Annotated in this window: 9 protein-coding genes; 7 read left to right on the forward strand and 2 right to left on the reverse strand. The window is 45.6% G+C overall.

Going from position 1 to position 17,603, the window contains the following annotated elements:
- Positions 1–126 precede the first annotated feature (126 nt).
- Positions 127–876: a GntR family transcriptional regulator gene (locus tag MHM99_RS00505; protein ID WP_014951132.1), complete on the reverse strand. Its 750-nt coding sequence runs from the start codon at positions 874–876 to the stop codon at positions 127–129.
- A gap of 99 nt (positions 877–975) precedes the next feature.
- Here MHM99_RS00505 and MHM99_RS00510 point away from each other — a divergent pair, with 99 nt between their 5' ends.
- The 4 genes from MHM99_RS00510 (at position 976) to MHM99_RS00525 (ending at position 8,371) form a co-directional block, all read left to right on the forward strand.
- Positions 976–1,728 carry a TSUP family transporter gene (locus MHM99_RS00510; protein ID WP_014977677.1) on the forward strand — a complete coding sequence of 251 codons (753 nt, stop codon included), beginning with the start codon at positions 976–978 and terminating at the stop codon, positions 1,726–1,728.
- A 116-nt stretch (positions 1,729–1,844) separates the two neighbouring features.
- Positions 1,845–3,911, forward strand: a complete 2,067-nt coding sequence (locus MHM99_RS00515) for an alpha-xylosidase (protein WP_168463118.1) — start codon at positions 1,845–1,847, stop codon at positions 3,909–3,911.
- A 16-nt stretch (positions 3,912–3,927) separates the two neighbouring features.
- Positions 3,928–5,655 carry a solute:sodium symporter family transporter gene (locus MHM99_RS00520; protein ID WP_014951135.1) on the forward strand — a complete coding sequence of 576 codons (1,728 nt, stop codon included), beginning with the start codon at positions 3,928–3,930 and terminating at the stop codon, positions 5,653–5,655.
- 307 nt (positions 5,656–5,962) lie between these two features.
- Complete coding sequence (locus tag MHM99_RS00525; RefSeq protein WP_014951136.1) at positions 5,963–8,371, forward strand: TonB-dependent receptor; 2,409 nt, start codon at positions 5,963–5,965, stop codon at positions 8,369–8,371.
- 122 nt (positions 8,372–8,493) lie between these two features.
- On the opposite strand, the gene MHM99_RS00530 is transcribed toward MHM99_RS00525, so the two are convergent.
- The gene (locus tag MHM99_RS00530) at positions 8,494–9,489 is read right to left on the reverse strand and encodes a cation diffusion facilitator family transporter (RefSeq protein WP_239217702.1); all 996 of its coding nucleotides are present in this window, start codon (positions 9,487–9,489) and stop codon (positions 8,494–8,496) included.
- Positions 9,490–9,883: 394 nt separating this feature from the next.
- On the opposite strand from MHM99_RS00530, the gene MHM99_RS00535 reads away from it, so the two are divergent.
- The 3 genes from MHM99_RS00535 (at position 9,884) to MHM99_RS00545 (ending at position 17,597) form a co-directional block, all read left to right on the forward strand.
- Positions 9,884–12,565 carry a glycoside hydrolase family 16 protein gene (locus tag MHM99_RS00535; RefSeq protein ID WP_239217704.1) on the forward strand — a complete coding sequence of 894 codons (2,682 nt, stop codon included), beginning with the start codon at positions 9,884–9,886 and terminating at the stop codon, positions 12,563–12,565.
- Between the two features lie 66 nt (positions 12,566–12,631).
- A complete protein-coding gene (locus MHM99_RS00540) occupies positions 12,632–15,577 on the forward strand; it encodes a TonB-dependent receptor (RefSeq protein WP_239217706.1) in 2,946 nt (981 codons plus the stop codon).
- A gap of 136 nt (positions 15,578–15,713) precedes the next feature.
- On the forward strand, positions 15,714–17,597 hold the full coding sequence (locus tag MHM99_RS00545; protein WP_239217707.1) for a GGDEF domain-containing protein: 1,884 nt from the start codon (positions 15,714–15,716) through the stop codon (positions 17,595–17,597).
- Positions 17,598–17,603: the final 6 nt, after the last annotated feature.

Below are 17,603 nucleotides of genomic sequence, written 5' to 3' on the forward strand. Positions count from 1 at the left end.
CGGTGGCATAACAAGGTAAAGCGTTACCTTGTTATGCTAGGTGTTCGAGAGTCGGTAAGAAACAATTTGATAGGAACGGACGTTTAAAACGTTGTGGTTGAACAGTTTGGCGTTGATAGCAAAGGATTAATCAAGTTCAACTTGGTAATGGTAGTGGTCAGTTCTACATTTGCTTTCACGATATTCAATGAGTTTACCGTCAATAGACTCAGTGACGCGCGTAACCATAAGTAACGGCATTCCTTTTTCGATACCTAAGCTTTTTGCATCACTTTTTGAGGCCAAAACCGCTTTAATGCTGTCACGGGTCTTAAATACAGTTTGGTTGTAGTCCGTTTGATAAAAATGATACAGAGTATGCGGAATATCTTCTCGCTTCTCGATGTCAGGAAATCGCTTAGACGGTAAATAAATAGTTTCAAGCATACAAAATTCGTTATCGAGAATTCGCCTACGCTTAAGCTTCACTACTTTGTCTTTAGCGGTAATTGATAGTGCAGTTTGGACACTTTCAATTGGCTCGACCAGCTCTTTACTTAACAGTTCAGCTTTGGGTAGGTCAGCACCTTTTCCGTCAGCTTGTAACGGAAAGAAACGAAACAGCGCATCTTGTGCCGTATGCTCAGAAACAAATGTACCGACCCCCTGACGACGGGTTACAATTTTGGTATCTGTCAGCAATGTTAGCGCTTTGCGAACGGTTCCTTGGCTAACATTGAATTCGTCAGCAAGCTTAAACTCACTAGGTAGCATCTCGCCTGGTTGCCAACGGCGCTCGACAATAAGCTGCTTAATGTATTCAGCGACTTGTTGATACAGCGGCTGAAAGGCAAGACTTGGACCGCTGAGTTTGTGATCGAATTGAGATGAAGACATGAACCCTAACCTAAACGCTTAATTTTTGTTGTTATATCATACACAAGAGTTATAGCGCACTTTTGATATAAATCACATACATTGCAGGAATTACACGTGATGCTTTTGGAAACACTGCTTCCCATGTTTGCGCTATTAGGGCTTGCGACACTGCTACAGACCTTAAGCGGGTTTGGTTTTGGCCTTATGGTGGTATCAAGCTTTACGTTATTCGGCATCTTGCCGCTTACGGCGACCACCTTTATGGTGAGTTTTCTAAGTCTTTTCAATTCCATCAGCTTAGTAGTGAAAAACACGGAGCAAATAAATAGACGTGCTTTCACTATTATACTGGTTAGCGGTATACCCTTTATGGCGGTAGGCTACGCATTGTTGGAATACCTATCTGTTGGGATGGCAACTTGGCTCAATTTACTGCTCGGCTTGGCTATTCTCAGCTGCTGCGGCCTTTTATTAATAAAAAGAAAGCGGGCACAGCCATCTGGTCGCGCATACGGCTTTTCTATCGCTGGCGCTCTAGGTGGATTGCTAGGCGGTCTTTTTTCTACCTTTGGCCCACCTGTGGTATTTCAGTGTTATCGACAAACCTGGCCAATAAATGAAATCAGAATAACACTGCTGGCCGTATTTAGTGTTACCTCACTTATACGCCTTGCCATAATACCGTTTGGTACTTTGCCTTCAACAGAAGTGTTTCTGTCTGCTGTTTTCGCCATTCCCGTCATTTTAATTTTCACGCGATTAGGACGAATTCTCGCTGCTCGCGTGTCCGCTGCCGCTGTCCGACTGTTAGCCTTGACCATGCTTGCATTAAGTGGCGTAACCCTTATTGTCCAAAATATCAGTATCTAAGACGGCTTGATAGTGAACGCGGATCTAAATCTTCATAATTTTCTAATTGCAGATTGACACCCAAGTTACATTTCATTAACTTATGTCTTATATAAGACATGAAGGGTAATGTAGAAATGAGTAACGCGTTTTGTGTAAATGAGCCAGAATGGAACGATATTAAAGCCGCTGACATTACTGAGCAGCCCTTTTTGTCGGATGATAAGACACTTATTGTCCCCACCCAATATGGTGAGTTGAGTCTAAGTATTAGTCAGTTTGGTTTACGCATTCAAAGTGACGTCAATGCAGCAGATGATTTTGGTATGCTTACTCAAGCGCCGGAAAGGCTATCGCTAGTACTTTCCGGTGATCAGTCTCACAGCACCCTGGCAGCAGGCGACTATCGATTAGAAGTTTTTGCCGCACCTCTTCATTTCAAGCTGTATAAAAATGACGTTTTAGTTCAGCAAAGCGCCACCGACGGCCACTTTGTACGTCAGCATCGCTTACCGCCATTCGCTAAAACCGACAAAGGTTGGTTAGTAAGTTTAGAGCTTAGCTACGACGAAGCCGTTTATGGTCTTGGAGAGAAATGGGGCAAGCTTGATAAACGCGGCCAGCTAATTCGCTCATACAACCACGACGCTTTAGGCGTAAACGCCGAAAAGTCTTATAAAAACACACCTTACGCATGGAGTCCTGAAGGCTGGAATTTGTTTGTGCACACTCCAGCCCCCGTCACCCATGGAGTCGGCTACGCACTTTGGTCACAGCGAGCTTACGTGTGCTTAGTAGAAGATAACCTACTCGACATGTTCTTGTTCCATCAAGACTCGCCAGCGCAAAGTCTTAAAGCCTACAGCGAGCTCACCGGCTTTGCCCCTACGCCGCCGACCTGGAGCTTAGGCGTCATTCTTTCTAAAGCGTATTATAAAGACGCCGACGAACTACTCGCGGTTGCCCGCGAAGTGCGCGAAAAGAATATGCCTTGCGATGTTATTACCCTTGATGGCCGCGCATGGCAAGACACAGATACCCGCTTTGCTTTTGAGTGGGACCCTAAGCGCTACGCCGACCCACAGCCAGTTATCGATGAACTTAAAGCGTTAGGTTTTAAAATCTGTGTGTGGGAATACCCCATGATTTCAGTGAAAAACCCCCTTTACAAAAAGGCGGCCGAAAAGGGTTGGCTGATAAAGGATAAACGCACTGGCGAAGCGTACCGCTATGCGTGGGACTTAAGCCCATTTGGTGAAGTACTTACGCCTTTGCCAGACTCAGGTATTTTAGACTTTACCAACCCTGAAGCTTACGAGTTTTGGAAAACGTCGCACAAACCTTTATTTGACCTTGGCGTAGATATGATAAAGGCCGACTTTGGCGAACAGTTGGAAGACGACAATATGCTGTCGTATAGCGGTGATTCAGGTAATCGTCTACATAACGTTTACAGTATGCTTTACAACCGCTGTGTGTACGAGGCTGCCGACGCTTACTGCAAAACAGGTCCTTTCCTATTTAGCCGTTCAGCTTGGACAGGAAGTCAGCGCTACCCATCACAATGGGGCGGTGACCCGCAAGCCGACTGGCATGGCCTAGCCGCAAGTATTCGTGGCAGTTTGTCCTGGGGTATGTCAGGCGGGCCGTTTTTCGCTACCGATATAGGCGGGTTTTACAAAGACACCCGAGATGCAGAACTTTACGTAAGATGGGCACAAGCGTCAGTGTTTAGTGCCCACATGCGATTGCACGGTATTGGCCCTCGTGAACCCTGGTCCTACGGCGATGCCGCTTCCAATGCAGTATTTGAGGCCCTTAAGCTAAGATATAAGCTTATTCCATACCTAAAGGAAACCGCAGAAAAAGCATCACAAACAGGACTTCCGGTTCAGCGCGCCATGGCGTTAGCCTTCCCTGAACAGCCGCTTTCGCACGGTTTTGAACAACAATTTATGTGCGGTGATGACCTACTTGTTGTGCCTTGCGTGGTGCCCGGCGGAAAAATTAAATACTACTTACCAAAAGGTGAATGGATACGTTTTGGTACCGAAGAAGTCGTGCAGGGTGAGCAATACAGAGAAGAAATACTTGCGCTTAACGATGTGGCGGTGTTCATCCAAAAAGGCTGTCGCATTGTAATGGGCCCAGATGTTCAACATACCGATATGGATATGTCGAACACCACACATTGGCCAGCGTAGCGCATAGGAGCAGTTCATGGATATCACCCTTACCCTATTGTCATGCATGGCATTTATGGCACTGGTTGCCGTTATTTCTTACATGAAAACAAAAGGGGAAGTAAACACGCAAGACGGTTACTTCCTTGCAGGAAGAGGGTTGACCGGCACTTTTATTGCTGGGTCCATGATCCTTACCAATCTTTCCGCAGAGCAGCTAATTGGATTAAATGGCTCTGCCTTTGGGTATAACTTAAGCGCTATGGCGTGGGAAGTTACCGCTGGTATCTCTACCATTATTATGGCGCTTATTTTCTTGCCTCGTTACTTAGCGGGCGCTTTCTCCACCCTACCTGAGTTTTTACGCGACCGTTTCGACGATAGCGTTCGCAGAATGACGGTAGTTTTGTTTATGGTGGGGTATTCGTTAGTTACCATTCCATCGGTGCTTTACTCTGGCTCTATTGCCGTGCTTAGGCTTTTTGATGTACCCGGGCTTTTCAACGTAAGCTATGAGGTGGGACTGGTACTTACCATCGTCATAGTCGGTACGATTGGCGCTCTCTATGCCATTTTCGGTGGTTTAAAAGCGGTAGCCGTATCAGACACGATTAATGGAGTTGGCCTTTTAATTGTGGGTTTATTGGTTCCCGTTCTTGGCTTGGTGGCCTTAGGCGACGGCAGCTTTAGCCAAGGTCTATCTACTATTGCTACAACGGAAACTGAAAAGCTCAATGCTATAGGTGGTCCCGACGACCCTGTTCCTTTTGGTACTATTTTCACGGGTATGATTTTAGCCAATTTGTTTTACTGGGGTACTAACCAATACGTAATTCAGCGAACCTTAGGCGCTAAAAATCTGGTTGAAGGCCAAAAAGGGGTGTTGTTCTCTGGCTATTTTAAAGTGCTTGTGCCCTTTATGATGATGTTACCAGGCGTGATTGCTTATCACTTATATCAAGACGAAAACCTTCAAACTATCGACCTTGCCTACCCTCATTTAGTAAAAGATGTACTCCCACAGTATTTGTCGGGTTTCTTTTTAGCAGTATTGCTTGGTGCGGTGTTTAGCTCTTTTAATTCACTGCTTAACAGTGCTGCCACCCTATTTTGCTTAGACGTATACAAACCCTTCAAAAAAGACAAAGTGAGCGACGAAAAGCTTATTCGCGTTGCCAAGATCACCAGTATTGTTATTGCTGTGCTCTCTTTTATCACGGCGCCGCTGCTTATGTTTGCCCCTGAAGGATTGTGGCAAATCATTCGCATATTCACTGGCTTTTACAATATTCCCGTTATCACTATTGTGCTTGTTGGCTTATTTACAAAACGCGTTCCTGCGCTGGCGGCAAAAGTCGCGATTATCTTCCACGTAATTGCCTATGGACTGCTTAAGTTCGTATGGGAAGTCGATATTAACTTTATCCATATCTACGCCATTTTGTTCGCTATTGAATTGGCTATTATGTTGACTATAGGCAGGCTCTACCCAATGACTACTCCATGGCATTTCACTGCAAAGGCTGAAGTCAATATGACGCCATGGCGCTATGCCATTCCCTGCGCCATCGTGCTTGTTGGCCTTATCGCAACGCTTTACCTGATGTTCTCTCCTGTAGGCTTTGTGAATGGACTAAGCAACGCGTTTGTCCCTGCACTAGTCGGCTTGTGGGCAACATGTTTCGTGGCAATTGGTATAAGTCTGAAATGGTGGCGAGTAAAGTATGAGCAAGGCTTGAAACGCCTTGCTTCTCAGCACGCCTAACTCTTCTTCGTCATTTTTGTATAGAAAAAACACAAAAAAATTAACATAACGTTTGCAAACGGCTTAACAATTGTTTAACTTAATCACTCTTATATAAGACATCAGATGCAAGATATCTTTTATATAGAAGACCGTATTTTTACGCTATTGAATTTTGCTATTGAAAGAATAATACGCGTAGCGCTGTACCCTACGCAGCCAGAATAAAAAACGAAACGCCGATTACTTGCTCAAATGCTTTTGTATCCGACTAAAGGTAGCAAGGTGTAAGTGAGGGCGTGATAAGCGAAACACCCTGGAGAACAACATGAATACAAAGAGATCACTCATCAGCAAGGCGGTAACCCTTGCTATGACATCTGGATTGCTACTTCACACCAATGCATTTGCGCAAGAGGCAGATACAGAGCAAGTCGACGCCTCAAAAGATGATAAATCATTTGAACAAATTGTCGTTACATCGCAAAAGCGTGTTCAAAGCATCAGCGATGTGCCCGTTGCTGTATCAGTGTTACGCGGTGACCAGATAGAATCTGCCTTTGCTAACAATGTTGAAAATCTACAAGCGCTTGTGCCTTCTGTGAGCTTCCGCAAAGGGACAACAACTCGAAATTCAGCCTTAACCGTTCGTGGTATTGGAACAATTTCATTTAGTATCGCCGCAGAGCCAAGCGTAGCCACGGTGGTAGATGGCGTTGTATTAGGGCGTTCTGGTCAAGCGTTTGCCGATTTGTACGATGTAGATCGAATTGAGGTATTACGTGGTCCACAGGGTACTTTATTTGGCAAGAACGCCTCTGCTGGTGTGGTAAACATCACCACAAAAGATCCTTCTCAGGAGCTCACAGGCAGTCTTTCTACTGAGTTTTATCAAGATAACGAATACCGTTTAAAAGGCACAGTAAGTGGTGGCTTAACCGACGACCTTTCAGCCAGCTTAACCGTCTTCCAAGGTAAATTCGACGGCTATATCGACAACGTTTACAACAATGAAAAAGTAAACGGCTATGACCGTGAAGGTGCCCGTGCAGTTGTGGTTTACGAGCCAACCAATGATTTAAAAGTAAAGTTCATTAGCGAAATTTACAGCGCGGATGACGACTGTTGTGCTGATTTAGAAGGCGTATCTAGCGGTCGAAATCCCGACTCAAAGGCAGCACCCAACAGTGAGACCATTGCCGACGGTATCGATTTAGAGCAGCGTCAAATTGATCATGACTTCGAATCTCGCACTATTGACGACCACTCGGCCTTCTCCGTACAAGTGGACAAAACCATTGGTGACTACACCTTCACGTCGATCACTGCCCAGCGCTCGTGGGAAAATACAGAATTCCGCGAAGGTGATTTTACGTCTATTGCTGGCGACAGCGACCAGCCAGTATTTGGAGTGCCGTTTCAGCTGCATGACGTAGGTGAGCAAGAATGGAGTCAGTTTTCTCAAGAATTCCGTGTTGCATCAAACCTAGCTGGCCCATTCAACTTCTTAGCCGGTATGTTCTACTGGAACATGGATTCAGAGCGTAACTTCACTCGTGATGCAAGTTGCCAAAACAATAACCTTCAACTTGACCAAGCACTGACATTCTATGCGCAGAATAACCTGTCTGGAGACGCGCTGACAGACGCACTTTCTGACCTAGACGCTTACGCTAATTCACTAGGTGTGACATGTAATGCCAACGACATTGTGTCTGCCACGGCATTCATGAGCACTGAGTTTAATAACTGGGCCGTTTACGGAGATGGCACCTACGACTTAAGCGATGACTTACGCCTTATCTTCGGTCTTCGCTATACCGATGATGAAGTGTCTTACACTCACCGTCGTATAAGTAACGACGAATATGGACGCCGCGGTGTGGGCGTTCGACCTGCGACCGAGAACACCGATGCAGAAGGTGTGGTAGATGAAACCAATTTGTCTGGCCGCCTTGGTGTTCAATACGATCTCGACCAAAATCAAATGGTTTATGCAACCTATTCTCAAGGCTACAAAGGCCCTGGTTTCAATGTTTACTATAACTTCAACCCAGAGAATGACGGACGCCCAATTGGCGCGGAAGAATCTGACGCTTACGAAATTGGCTATAAGTACGCAAGTCGCGATCTACTTTTAAATATCGCGCTATTTAGCACTGACATTGAAGGCTTCCAAGCAAACAACTTTGATTGTTCTGACGGCGCATGTATCACGCGCCTTACCAATGCTGGTGATGTGACGACCCAAGGCGTTGAAGTAGACTTTATGTGGAACGCAACCGACAACCTGACGCTAATCGGTGGCGCTGCGTACACCAAGGCTGAGATCGATAGATTTAATTGTCCTGAAGAGGCTGAGTGTACCGACCGTTCGGGCTTGGATGTTCCATTCTCACCTGACATGAAATACTCACTGTCAGCGGAGTACTTCATGGAAACAGAGCATGGTTTTGACGTTTACTACAACGCGTCTTACATCTATACCGATGAACAGTACTCTGACTTGCCAGGCAACACGGGTGAATTCAATCCTCACTCATTGTTACCTGACTACAGCATGCTTAACGCAAGCGTGAGCTTCTCATTCAAAGACGATGCCTTCCGCGTATCTTTGATTGCGAAGAACTTGCTTGATGAAAGCTACGCGACCACATATAGCGGCGACAACTTCCGCTATCAAATACCGCGCGATGCAGATCGCTATTACGGCGTAGCATTTAAAGCAAGGTTTTAATCTCGTTATAAATTAAAAAACGTGTGTGTTGAAAGGGGCGTGTGAACGCCCCTCTTTTTTGCACAACTACAGACTGTTAGTCCCTGAAAATCAAAACAAACGCCTTTGACCAAATAATAGTATTAATTTATCTCTTCGTGCTGGTGTTCATGAGAGTGGGCGTGTAAATGGTCATTATCATCACGACATGGCTCACCCGGCAACTCAAACTCTATCGTGGTATGAGCAAGCTCAAAGGGGGCTAAACGCTCGTGAACTTCCTTTTTGAGTGCTCTCAGTTTGTCATTGTCTATTGCACAGTTTATTACCACGTGTGCAGTAAGCACGTGCTGCTCTCCGTCAAGCGACCAAAAATGTACATGGTGAATTTCTTCAACGTGCTCGATTTTCAAAAGCGTGTTGCTAATAGCATTCCTTGTAGCCAAGTCAGGTACGCCCTGCAGAAACAATGACATAGTCTGCACAACATACCGAACAACATTGACCAAAATAAATAGCGTAAAACCAATAGATAAAATTGGGTCGAGTATAGGCCATTCAACAAAATGGAGCACAATGGCTACTACCAGTACCGCTACCCACCCCATCGTGTCTTCAATTAAGTGCCAGTTAAGCACCTTTTCATTCATCGAATGACCGCCGTGGAGTTTATAAGCTGCAAATCCGTTCACGACAATACCGAGGATCGCTAATCCAATCATACCCTCTGTAACGGGCATTTCGGGGTTAGATAAACGAGGGATGGCCTCAGACAACACCCAAATTGAGCCAATCACCAAGATAACGCCGTTGATCATAGCTCCCATAAGGCTCAGCCGTTTGAAGCCATACGTATACTTTTCGGTAGATGCTTTATTCCCGAGCTTACTTAAATACCACGCCAGACCTATGGATAGAGAGTCTCCTAAATCGTGAACAGCATCTGCCATTATGGCGACACTGTTAGTAAGCCACCCCCCGATGAATTCAATAATAGTAAAGATGAAATTTAGCCAGAACGCCCATCCAATGCGTGTGGAATCTGTGCCTAGCGCTTCAGCATGCGCACCGTGGTGATGGCCGTGATGCTGACCTTTATGATAATTAGAGGCGGAAGTGCTGTGATTGTGGTGATGCATAATAACAACTCACATGAGATCGTATATTGAGCTTAACGTGATGTGTACCCAGGTGCGAACAAAATATCGAGCACAGGTCATTAACAAGTCCCTGAGATAATTTGTAAATAGCCAGTGAAACAAGCACCTTTAAATTTTAACCCACCCTCTAATACAACCTTATCTTATTGTTTTATTTGAAAATAAACGAAAAGCAACAAAAATAAGACCGACAGCCAAATGTTAATTTTTTGAGAACAGTATTGATCTTTATGTGTCAGTCGCTTAATGTAATGTAAGCGCTTTCAAACAGCCATTTTTATTTGACCTAAATTGTAAGCGCTTACAAAAAGCTTTTTACGTGGCATTTGCCACTACATAAAAACCCAATTTCTTTAGATCAGGGCTGAAAACAATGACGAAAAAAGCATCTCAACTTTCGCGGATAGCTGCCGCGATCTCAGTCGCAACCCTATTTGGCTGTGGAGGCGGAGCAACCACATCTACAGACATCGACGTTGTTGATCCTGCGGCACCCGTTGCTGACTGGGAGCTGGTATGGAGCGACGAGTTCGATGGGAACAGTATTGACGATGACAACTGGACTCATGAAGTAAACTGCGACGGTGGCGGCAATAATGAATCTCAGTGTTATACCGACAGCGAAGACAATTCATTTGTGTCTGACGGTAGCCTAAAAATTGTTGCTCTACCCGCGGAAGAAGGAGCGCAAAAGCCTTATACGTCAGCCCGTCTAAACACGCGCTACAAAGCAGACTTTAAATACGGCCGTATTGAAATGCGTGCTAAATTACCCTCGGGCCAAGGCAGTTGGCCGGCGTTTTGGATGATGCCTACTGATGAGGTTTACGGTGGCTGGCCTCGTTCTGGCGAAATTGACATCATGGAAGCCGTAAACCTTAAAGCACTAGATGCTGACGGCAATCCTGAAAGCCATATTCACGGCACCCTTCACTATGGTCAAGAATGGCCAAATAACGATAGCTCAGGCAAAGCCTACTCGCTTCCTGATGGAGCGAATCCAGCAGACGACTTTCACACCTACGCCGTTGAATGGCAAGAAGGCGAAATTCGCTGGTACATGGACGATTACCTTTACGCTACGCAGCGTCGTTCAGAAGTTCGTTATAACGCAAACGGTGACGCAACTGGACTTTCTCACCGCGGCTGGTATGCGGAATACTTTGAGCAAGGCACAGGTGAGCTAACCACTCACTGGGACAACGCGCCATTCGATCAAGAATTCTACATTATCCTTAACTTTGCAGTAGGTGGCGACTGGCCAGCTAACGTAAACGAAACAGGCATTGATGCTGAAGCGTTAGCCGAAGGTCAGACTTACGAGGTCGATTATGTTCGAGTGTACCAATGTGCATCGAACCCAGACACCGGCAAGGGCTGTGAAACTGTTCGCCCAGGTTACAACTCACTAGACGATGCATTAGTGGAAGGCGAGGCGCCTATCCCTTCACCACCGTCAACCGGTGTTGCACAAAACCTTACTATTTTCGACGGAACACCTAATCCAAACTGGCCTGCGTGGGACTGCTGCGGTGGTTCAACACCAGCACTTGTAGAAGATGCCGAGCAAGGACAGGTTTTCGAATTTGCTATTAATGAAACACCTACGGTAATGGGCTTTATCAGTCGAGCTCAATTCATTACCGACCCAGAAGGTGAAGCGTCTCCGTTTGATGCGTCTCCAATGGAAGAAACTGGCAGTGTTAAATTCGATCTGAAAGTTACATCGCTGCCTGCAAATGCGACAACTAATTGGCTATTTAAGATTGAAAGTTCTGAAGGTTCAACTGCCGCAGAACTTCCACTGATGGACGGCTATGTAGGACCCGCAGACACCGCTGGTGCTGCGCCTGAACAGGGTGTGTGGGAGTCTTACGAATTTCCACTTAGCGCGCTTGCAGCAGCAGGCTTAGATACAAGTGCTATCGATGTCATCATGGTTTTCCCTGCGTGGGATACCGGCAATGGAGCAGTGTATCGCATGGCTAACGTAGAAATTTCGCAAGAAGGCGGAGCTAGCTACCCAGAATTAGTCATCTTCGAAGATGGGCAAAACCCTAACTGGCCTATGTGGGACTGCTGTGGCGGCTCTACCCCTACTGAAGAAATGGACAACGAAGAACACGGTCTAACTGCAGAATTTCGAATTGGCGCAGAACCGACTGTAATGGGCTTTATCACGCGTCCTGAATCTGGCGGCGGTGACACCCCGTTCGATGCTACAGCACTTACCGACGGTGGCTTATTGCAGTTTGATATGCGCGTAGTGAGTGCGCCTAGTAACGCCGAAGCATCTTGGATATTCAAAATCGAGTCTAATGGCGCATCTACTGCTGTTGAATTGCCACTTTCTGATAGCGTTGAGGGTCAGGAGCCTGTGGAAGGTGAATGGCAAACCTACACATTTACTATTTCAGAATTGCAGGCACGTGGTTTGGACGTAAGTGCTATCGACGTCATTATGGTTTTCCCAGCTTGGGGCACAGGTGAAGGCGCGGTTTATCGCTTAGACAATGTGAAATTTTACCACCCTGATAGCGGCGAAGATGCGTCAGGTGCGGGCATCACACTCTTTGCTGATACAGCAGCTGAACAATGGTCAATCTGGGATTGTTGTGGTGGCTCAACGCCAACTGAAGAAGTAGACGACGCGGAACACGGCACAGTAGCAGAATTTCGCATTGGCGCTACACCAACGGTGATGGGTTTCTTAGCTGATGAAACCGTATCATTCGATGCTTCATCACTACTTTCAAATGGCGCGATTAAGTTTGAAATGAAAGTAAGCTCAATGCCTAACGACGCCTCTGCACCTTGGTTGTTCAAAGTAGAGTCCATTAATGTCTCTTCTGCTGTTGAACTTCCAATGTCGGCCAGCTTGGAAGGTGCTGATCCGGTTGAAGGTGAATGGCAAACATACACTTTCCCACTACAAACCCTATATGACGCAGGCTTAGATATCAGCGCTATCAACGTCATCATGATGTTCCCAGCATGGGGGCAAGGCGAAGGTGCAGTTTATCGCATCGACAATGTAGAAATAGCAGCACAGTAACAAAGCAAATGCCGCTTTAGCCTTTAAAGCGGCAGTGACCAATTGATAAGAATTAGTAGGGCAATTATGAAAAACACACCATTTAAAAAGACCCAGCTTGCCACATCAATGGCTTTGTTGATGGGCTCTACCCTAGCTCTTCCCTCTTACGCACAAGAATCAGAAGCGGTAACACCGGCAGAGGGCGAAGTTGAAGTTATTCAAGTAAGCGGTATTCGCGGCAGTATGATCCGCTCTATGGATTTGAAACGCAGCTCAAGCGGCGTAGTAGATGCCATATCCGCTGAAGAACTAGGTAAATTTCCTGATACCAACCTGGCTGAGGCACTTCAACGCATTACAGGTGTAAGTATTAGTCGTTCAAACGGTGAAGGTAGTGAAATTACCGTTCGTGGTTTTGGTCCTGAGTTCAACCTAATTACCCTGAACGGTAGACAAATGCCGGGGACGGGCTTTACCCGTTCCTTCAATTTAGCCAACCTTTCTTCTGAAGGTGTAAACACGCTTGAGCTTCAGAAGACCGCCCGTGCAGAAAATCCCAGCGGGGGACTAGGTGCAACGGTAAACATTATTACCATGAAGCCGTTGGCGCAATCAGGACAAAATGCCACGTTTTCAGTGAAAGGTATTTACGACTCGTCTAACGAAGCGGGTGATGACGTAACCCCTGAAATTGCTGGTGTCTACAGCAACACGTTTGCCGATGACATGTTTGGATTTGGTCTGTCATTCTCTCACCAAGAACGTGACTTTCAGCAGCAAGCGGCAAATATTCAAGGCTGGCAGCTTCAAGAAAACGCTGCACTACCTGACTTAGACCCTGAAAATGTGGTTGATAACCGCACCAATATTACCGACGCTGCGTTCTTCCCTAAAGACATGAACTACAGCATTACTGACGTTCAGCGTGAGCGTTCAAACGCCCAAGTTACTTTCCAATTTCGCCCAGTTGACGATTTTACGGCAACGATAGATTACACTGCAACACGCGCCACTACTGGCACCAACACAGTGGGATGGGGTATTTGGAATAACTTTGGCGCTAATATTAATGCGTACGAATTAGACGAAAATGGTACAGCAGTCTATGCCGATATTAGTGGCGACGACGGCTCGTTTACTGCCAGTCGCGAAACCACGCGAGTTGACGCGCGTTCAATTGGTGTAAACCTAGACTGGGTAGTGTCTGACGATTGGCATTTCCGTCTGGATTACCACGATTCTTACAACGAGATTGATAACGGTTATGACAAAGGTTTGGGTAGCTCTGGTCAAATTATACTGGGCTCAAACCAGCTTGAGTCAAAAGTTTACGACTACAGAGCAGGCGAGATTCCACAAGTTTATGTGAACTGGAACAACGGTACGAATGAAATCTTACCTAGTGAAATTGACTCTAACTTCAGCCAATTCATTTACTCACCAGGTCGCTCTGATATTGAGCAACTGCAGCTTGACGGCACGTGGTATAACTCAGCTTTCGACATACCACTGGTTAAAATTGACTTTGGTTACGCCCGAACAGAACAAGCATTGACGGGTTTTGAAGCGTGGAGCGGACTACGCGGTGGCCCGGGTTTTAGTCCATCTTTCACAGAAATTTTCCCAGACAGCATGTTTATTCGCAATGACACATCAGGCTTCCTAGACGCTTTTGACGGTGGCGGCGCAGGCATGAATCCGGGTTACTATTACACCTATGATTTTGACGAAGCCATTGCCCGTCAACTTGCTTTCATTACTGGTGATGTCGTTGGCGAGAGTAACGCTTACTCTATCGACCCTTACTTCAGCGGTGCGCCTTCTGTCAGTAACGTAGAGGAAATTACCGACTCTATTTATGTTCAGTCAGAGTGGGACTTCGAGGTCGGTGATTATTACGTGCAAATAAATGCTGGTGTACGCTACGAAGAAACAGAAGTGCCAAGCTCTGCGGAGGTTCGTGTACCTGTGCAGGTAAATTGGGTCGCAGCTTCTGAGTGGATCACGCAGTTTGAAGACGAGCTACAGGTGCAAGACTTTACTGGCGAATATGACATTTTATTACCCATGTTCGACGTAAAAGTAGATGTGACGGATGACATTGTTGCGCGTTTCTCTTGGGGTAAATCAATTACCAGAGCGCCGATTGGCTTGCTACAAGGTGGCTTGGCATTCAGTGGAAGCCCTAAAATTGGCGCGAGAACCGCATCGGCGGGTAACACCAGCTTGCTACCGTTCGAGTCAACTAACTTAGACCTTTCATTTGAGTGGTACTACGACGAGTCGAGCATGCTTGCCGTGGGTTTATTCAGAAAGTCGGTTGAAAACTACATTACAACCACAGGTCAAGATCAGCAGTTCGAAGGTTTACGCGACATCTATCAAGGCCCTCGCTGGAACGAAGCCGTGACCGCATTAACGGCAGCTGGTGAGCAAGCCACCGATAGCGCTATCTATAATTACTTTATTGATAACGGCTATGCTGACGAAAACGGTGTGGTAACCCCTAATGCGGACGACCCGTTAATTACCTGGCGTACCACACAGCCTGGTAATTCCAGCGATTCAAAAACCGTTGAAGGTATTGAGCTAGCTATACAGCACACGTTTGGCGACACTGGTTTTGGTTTCGGCGCCAACGCAACGTTAGTTGACGGTGACGTTGAATACGATCCTTACAACCTGAACGAGCAAGACCCGCTAGTAGGTATCAGCGACTCCGCCAACTTCCAGGTGTTTTATGAGAAAGAAGGCCTTTCTGTAAAAGTGACCTATGCATGGCGCTCAGACTATGTTGTGGGTATTGGCCAAGCACAAGGTTCTTCAGATAACCCAGCAACTCAGTTCGACACCTTTGGTCAAGTTGATGCCAGCATCAACTATGATGTGAATGAGCACCTAACTATCTTCCTAGAAGGCGTAAACATTAACGACGAAACAGAGCGTGGCTACGGCCGATTCGAAGAGCAATTCTTATTTGCTCGTCAGTACGGACCTCGCTACACGCTTGGCGCTAGATATACTTTCTAAGTTGATAGAGCAATAATACTAAGGGCCTTTTCAGGCCCTTTTTTGTTTTAGCACGCTAGAATTATCAAACATTTCTTCCAATATTTGATAACCTCACTAGACAAGCTCAGGTACGAGTAATAAAAGAAGAAAGCGAGTGAAGTATAAGAAGTGTATTAGCGTACTAGTGCTATTTTTGTTGGGAATAAACAATACCTTCGCATCTGACGATGACAGATATTTCCAAGCGTATTCCCAAATTATAGGCAGTAAACCCGACAGTGAAGAAGAGTTAACGGCATTAGTCTCTGACTCTGATGTCTTATCTGAACAGTCATCTCTTGCATCTGTTTACATTGCTTTACTGCAATCTATGCTTGATCATCCCACGGGATTCGAAGAGTACAAACTTGCCCCGAAAGACCACTTAAAAGATATAAAGCGTTCACACCCAGCGTTGTATTTCAGACACAACATTCTGTCAGCTTATAACCTCGCCATTCAGGAAAAGTGGCGTTTAGCCCATAGCACTATTGACGAAGTAATAGCGTTTGCCAACGACAATGATCCTGAGCTTTACTTTGACGCTATTGCGACTAAATCCATTTTTCTAGCGAGAATGGGACTAATAAGAGCATCCCTAAACTCTGGCGCGAAAGTGTTAGGCGAACTGCCTTCATTAACCGAAAAACGCTTCTTTGGAGACGGTGCAATAGAAAACATGGAGCTTGAGATAGGGCTCAATATGTCTTACTTAGGGGAGAATAAGCGTGCTTTAGAATTGTGTTCTCGTGCAGAGACCTTTTTTTATACTAGGCCTTTGTCTAGCCCCCATCGGTATTACCAAATTGCCCTAGACTGCCAACGAAGAAACCTCGAGAACTTAGGTCGAATAGATGAGGCTTTCGACATGCTCGAAAAATACACCGAATACGCTACATCCATTGAGGACTGGGATACCTACACCTATGGACTAGTTTTAAAAATTGAATATTTCTATGCTCTGGGCAAAGTAAAAGAGGCGCATGAATTAATTGAAAAAACTGAGAGTTTCATATCCTTACTACCGACCTCATACGATACTAACACTTATCAAATTTCTCGGTTCAAAGCACTAGTAGAACAGAGTGAGTTTGAAAGAGCTAACGCGTTGTCAGCTTTAATTATCGACAACTTGAGTGACGAGTACAGCTCACCCGATTTACATTGGGCACAATTCAAATCTATTCAGTCTTCTCTTTTCGAGCAGCTGGGGAACAAAGAGGCTGCCATTTCAGCATTGCGAGACAGTAAGAACTTTTATCAATCTCTTTACTATCAAACTGACGACAGAAAAGAACTGTTTAGCGACTATTATGAAAGTGCGTTAGCTGAGCGAAAACTACAACTGTTAAAACAACAGCACGAATTATCTCAACTGGAACTTGCAAACAGCAACAGAATGAATCTAATTCTTACTGCTGGGGCGCTGACTTTATTAGGACTTTTAGCCCTCATTAGCTATCTATATGCTGTCCAGCGAAGGTTGAAAAGAGAACAGGAAACATTAGCGACCGTAGATACGCTCACAGGCGTTCGTAATAGAAGAAGTTTACTCGGCGCAGTGCAGTTAGAGCTAAATGAAGCAAAGGCGTATAAAAACGACTTATCTTTGGTGTTAATCGATTTAGATAACTTCAAAGAAATCAATGACAACTATGGCCATGAGTGTGGGGACGATTTACTCAAAGCCTTTTGTGAACACGTTTCCAAGTCCATTAGAAAAACAGATACATTTGGACGTTATGGTGGAGAGGAGTTCATTCTGTGCCTTCCTAACACGTCGGCTGCCGAGGCTAAAAAAGTTGTTAACTCTATCCTTGATAGTTATCGAAAAGTGCGTATTTCGCCAAATATCAGCGCACAAACCTTTTCTGCTGGCATTGCGCAGTATCAAACAGGGATTGAAACATCGAATCTCATTAAGCAGTGTGACGAAGCACTTTATGTCGCTAAAAAGTTTGGTAGGAATAGAGTTTGTATTTTCAGTCAGGATGACTAAGAAAAC

Origin of the sequence: Alteromonas sp. MmMcT2-2 (assembly GCF_022348305.1) — a bacterium.
GTDB lineage: Bacteria > Pseudomonadota > Gammaproteobacteria > Enterobacterales > Alteromonadaceae > Alteromonas > Alteromonas macleodii.

Excerpts from the sequence above, each read along its gene's own strand:
- MHM99_RS00505 (WP_014951132.1), bottom strand. The coding sequence starts at position 876 with ATGTCTTCATCTCAATTCGATCACAAACTCAGCGGTCCAAGTCTTGCC.
- MHM99_RS00510 (WP_014977677.1), top strand. The coding sequence starts at position 976 with ATGCTTTTGGAAACACTGCTTCCCATGTTTGCGCTATTAGGGCTTGCG.
- MHM99_RS00515 (WP_168463118.1), top strand. The coding sequence starts at position 1,845 with ATGAGTAACGCGTTTTGTGTAAATGAGCCAGAATGGAACGATATTAAA.
- MHM99_RS00520 (WP_014951135.1), top strand. The coding sequence starts at position 3,928 with ATGGATATCACCCTTACCCTATTGTCATGCATGGCATTTATGGCACTG.
- MHM99_RS00525 (WP_014951136.1), top strand. The coding sequence starts at position 5,963 with ATGAATACAAAGAGATCACTCATCAGCAAGGCGGTAACCCTTGCTATG.
- MHM99_RS00530 (WP_239217702.1), bottom strand. The coding sequence starts at position 9,489 with ATGCATCACCACAATCACAGCACTTCCGCCTCTAATTATCATAAAGGT.
- MHM99_RS00535 (WP_239217704.1), top strand. The coding sequence starts at position 9,884 with ATGACGAAAAAAGCATCTCAACTTTCGCGGATAGCTGCCGCGATCTCA.
- MHM99_RS00540 (WP_239217706.1), top strand. The coding sequence starts at position 12,632 with ATGAAAAACACACCATTTAAAAAGACCCAGCTTGCCACATCAATGGCT.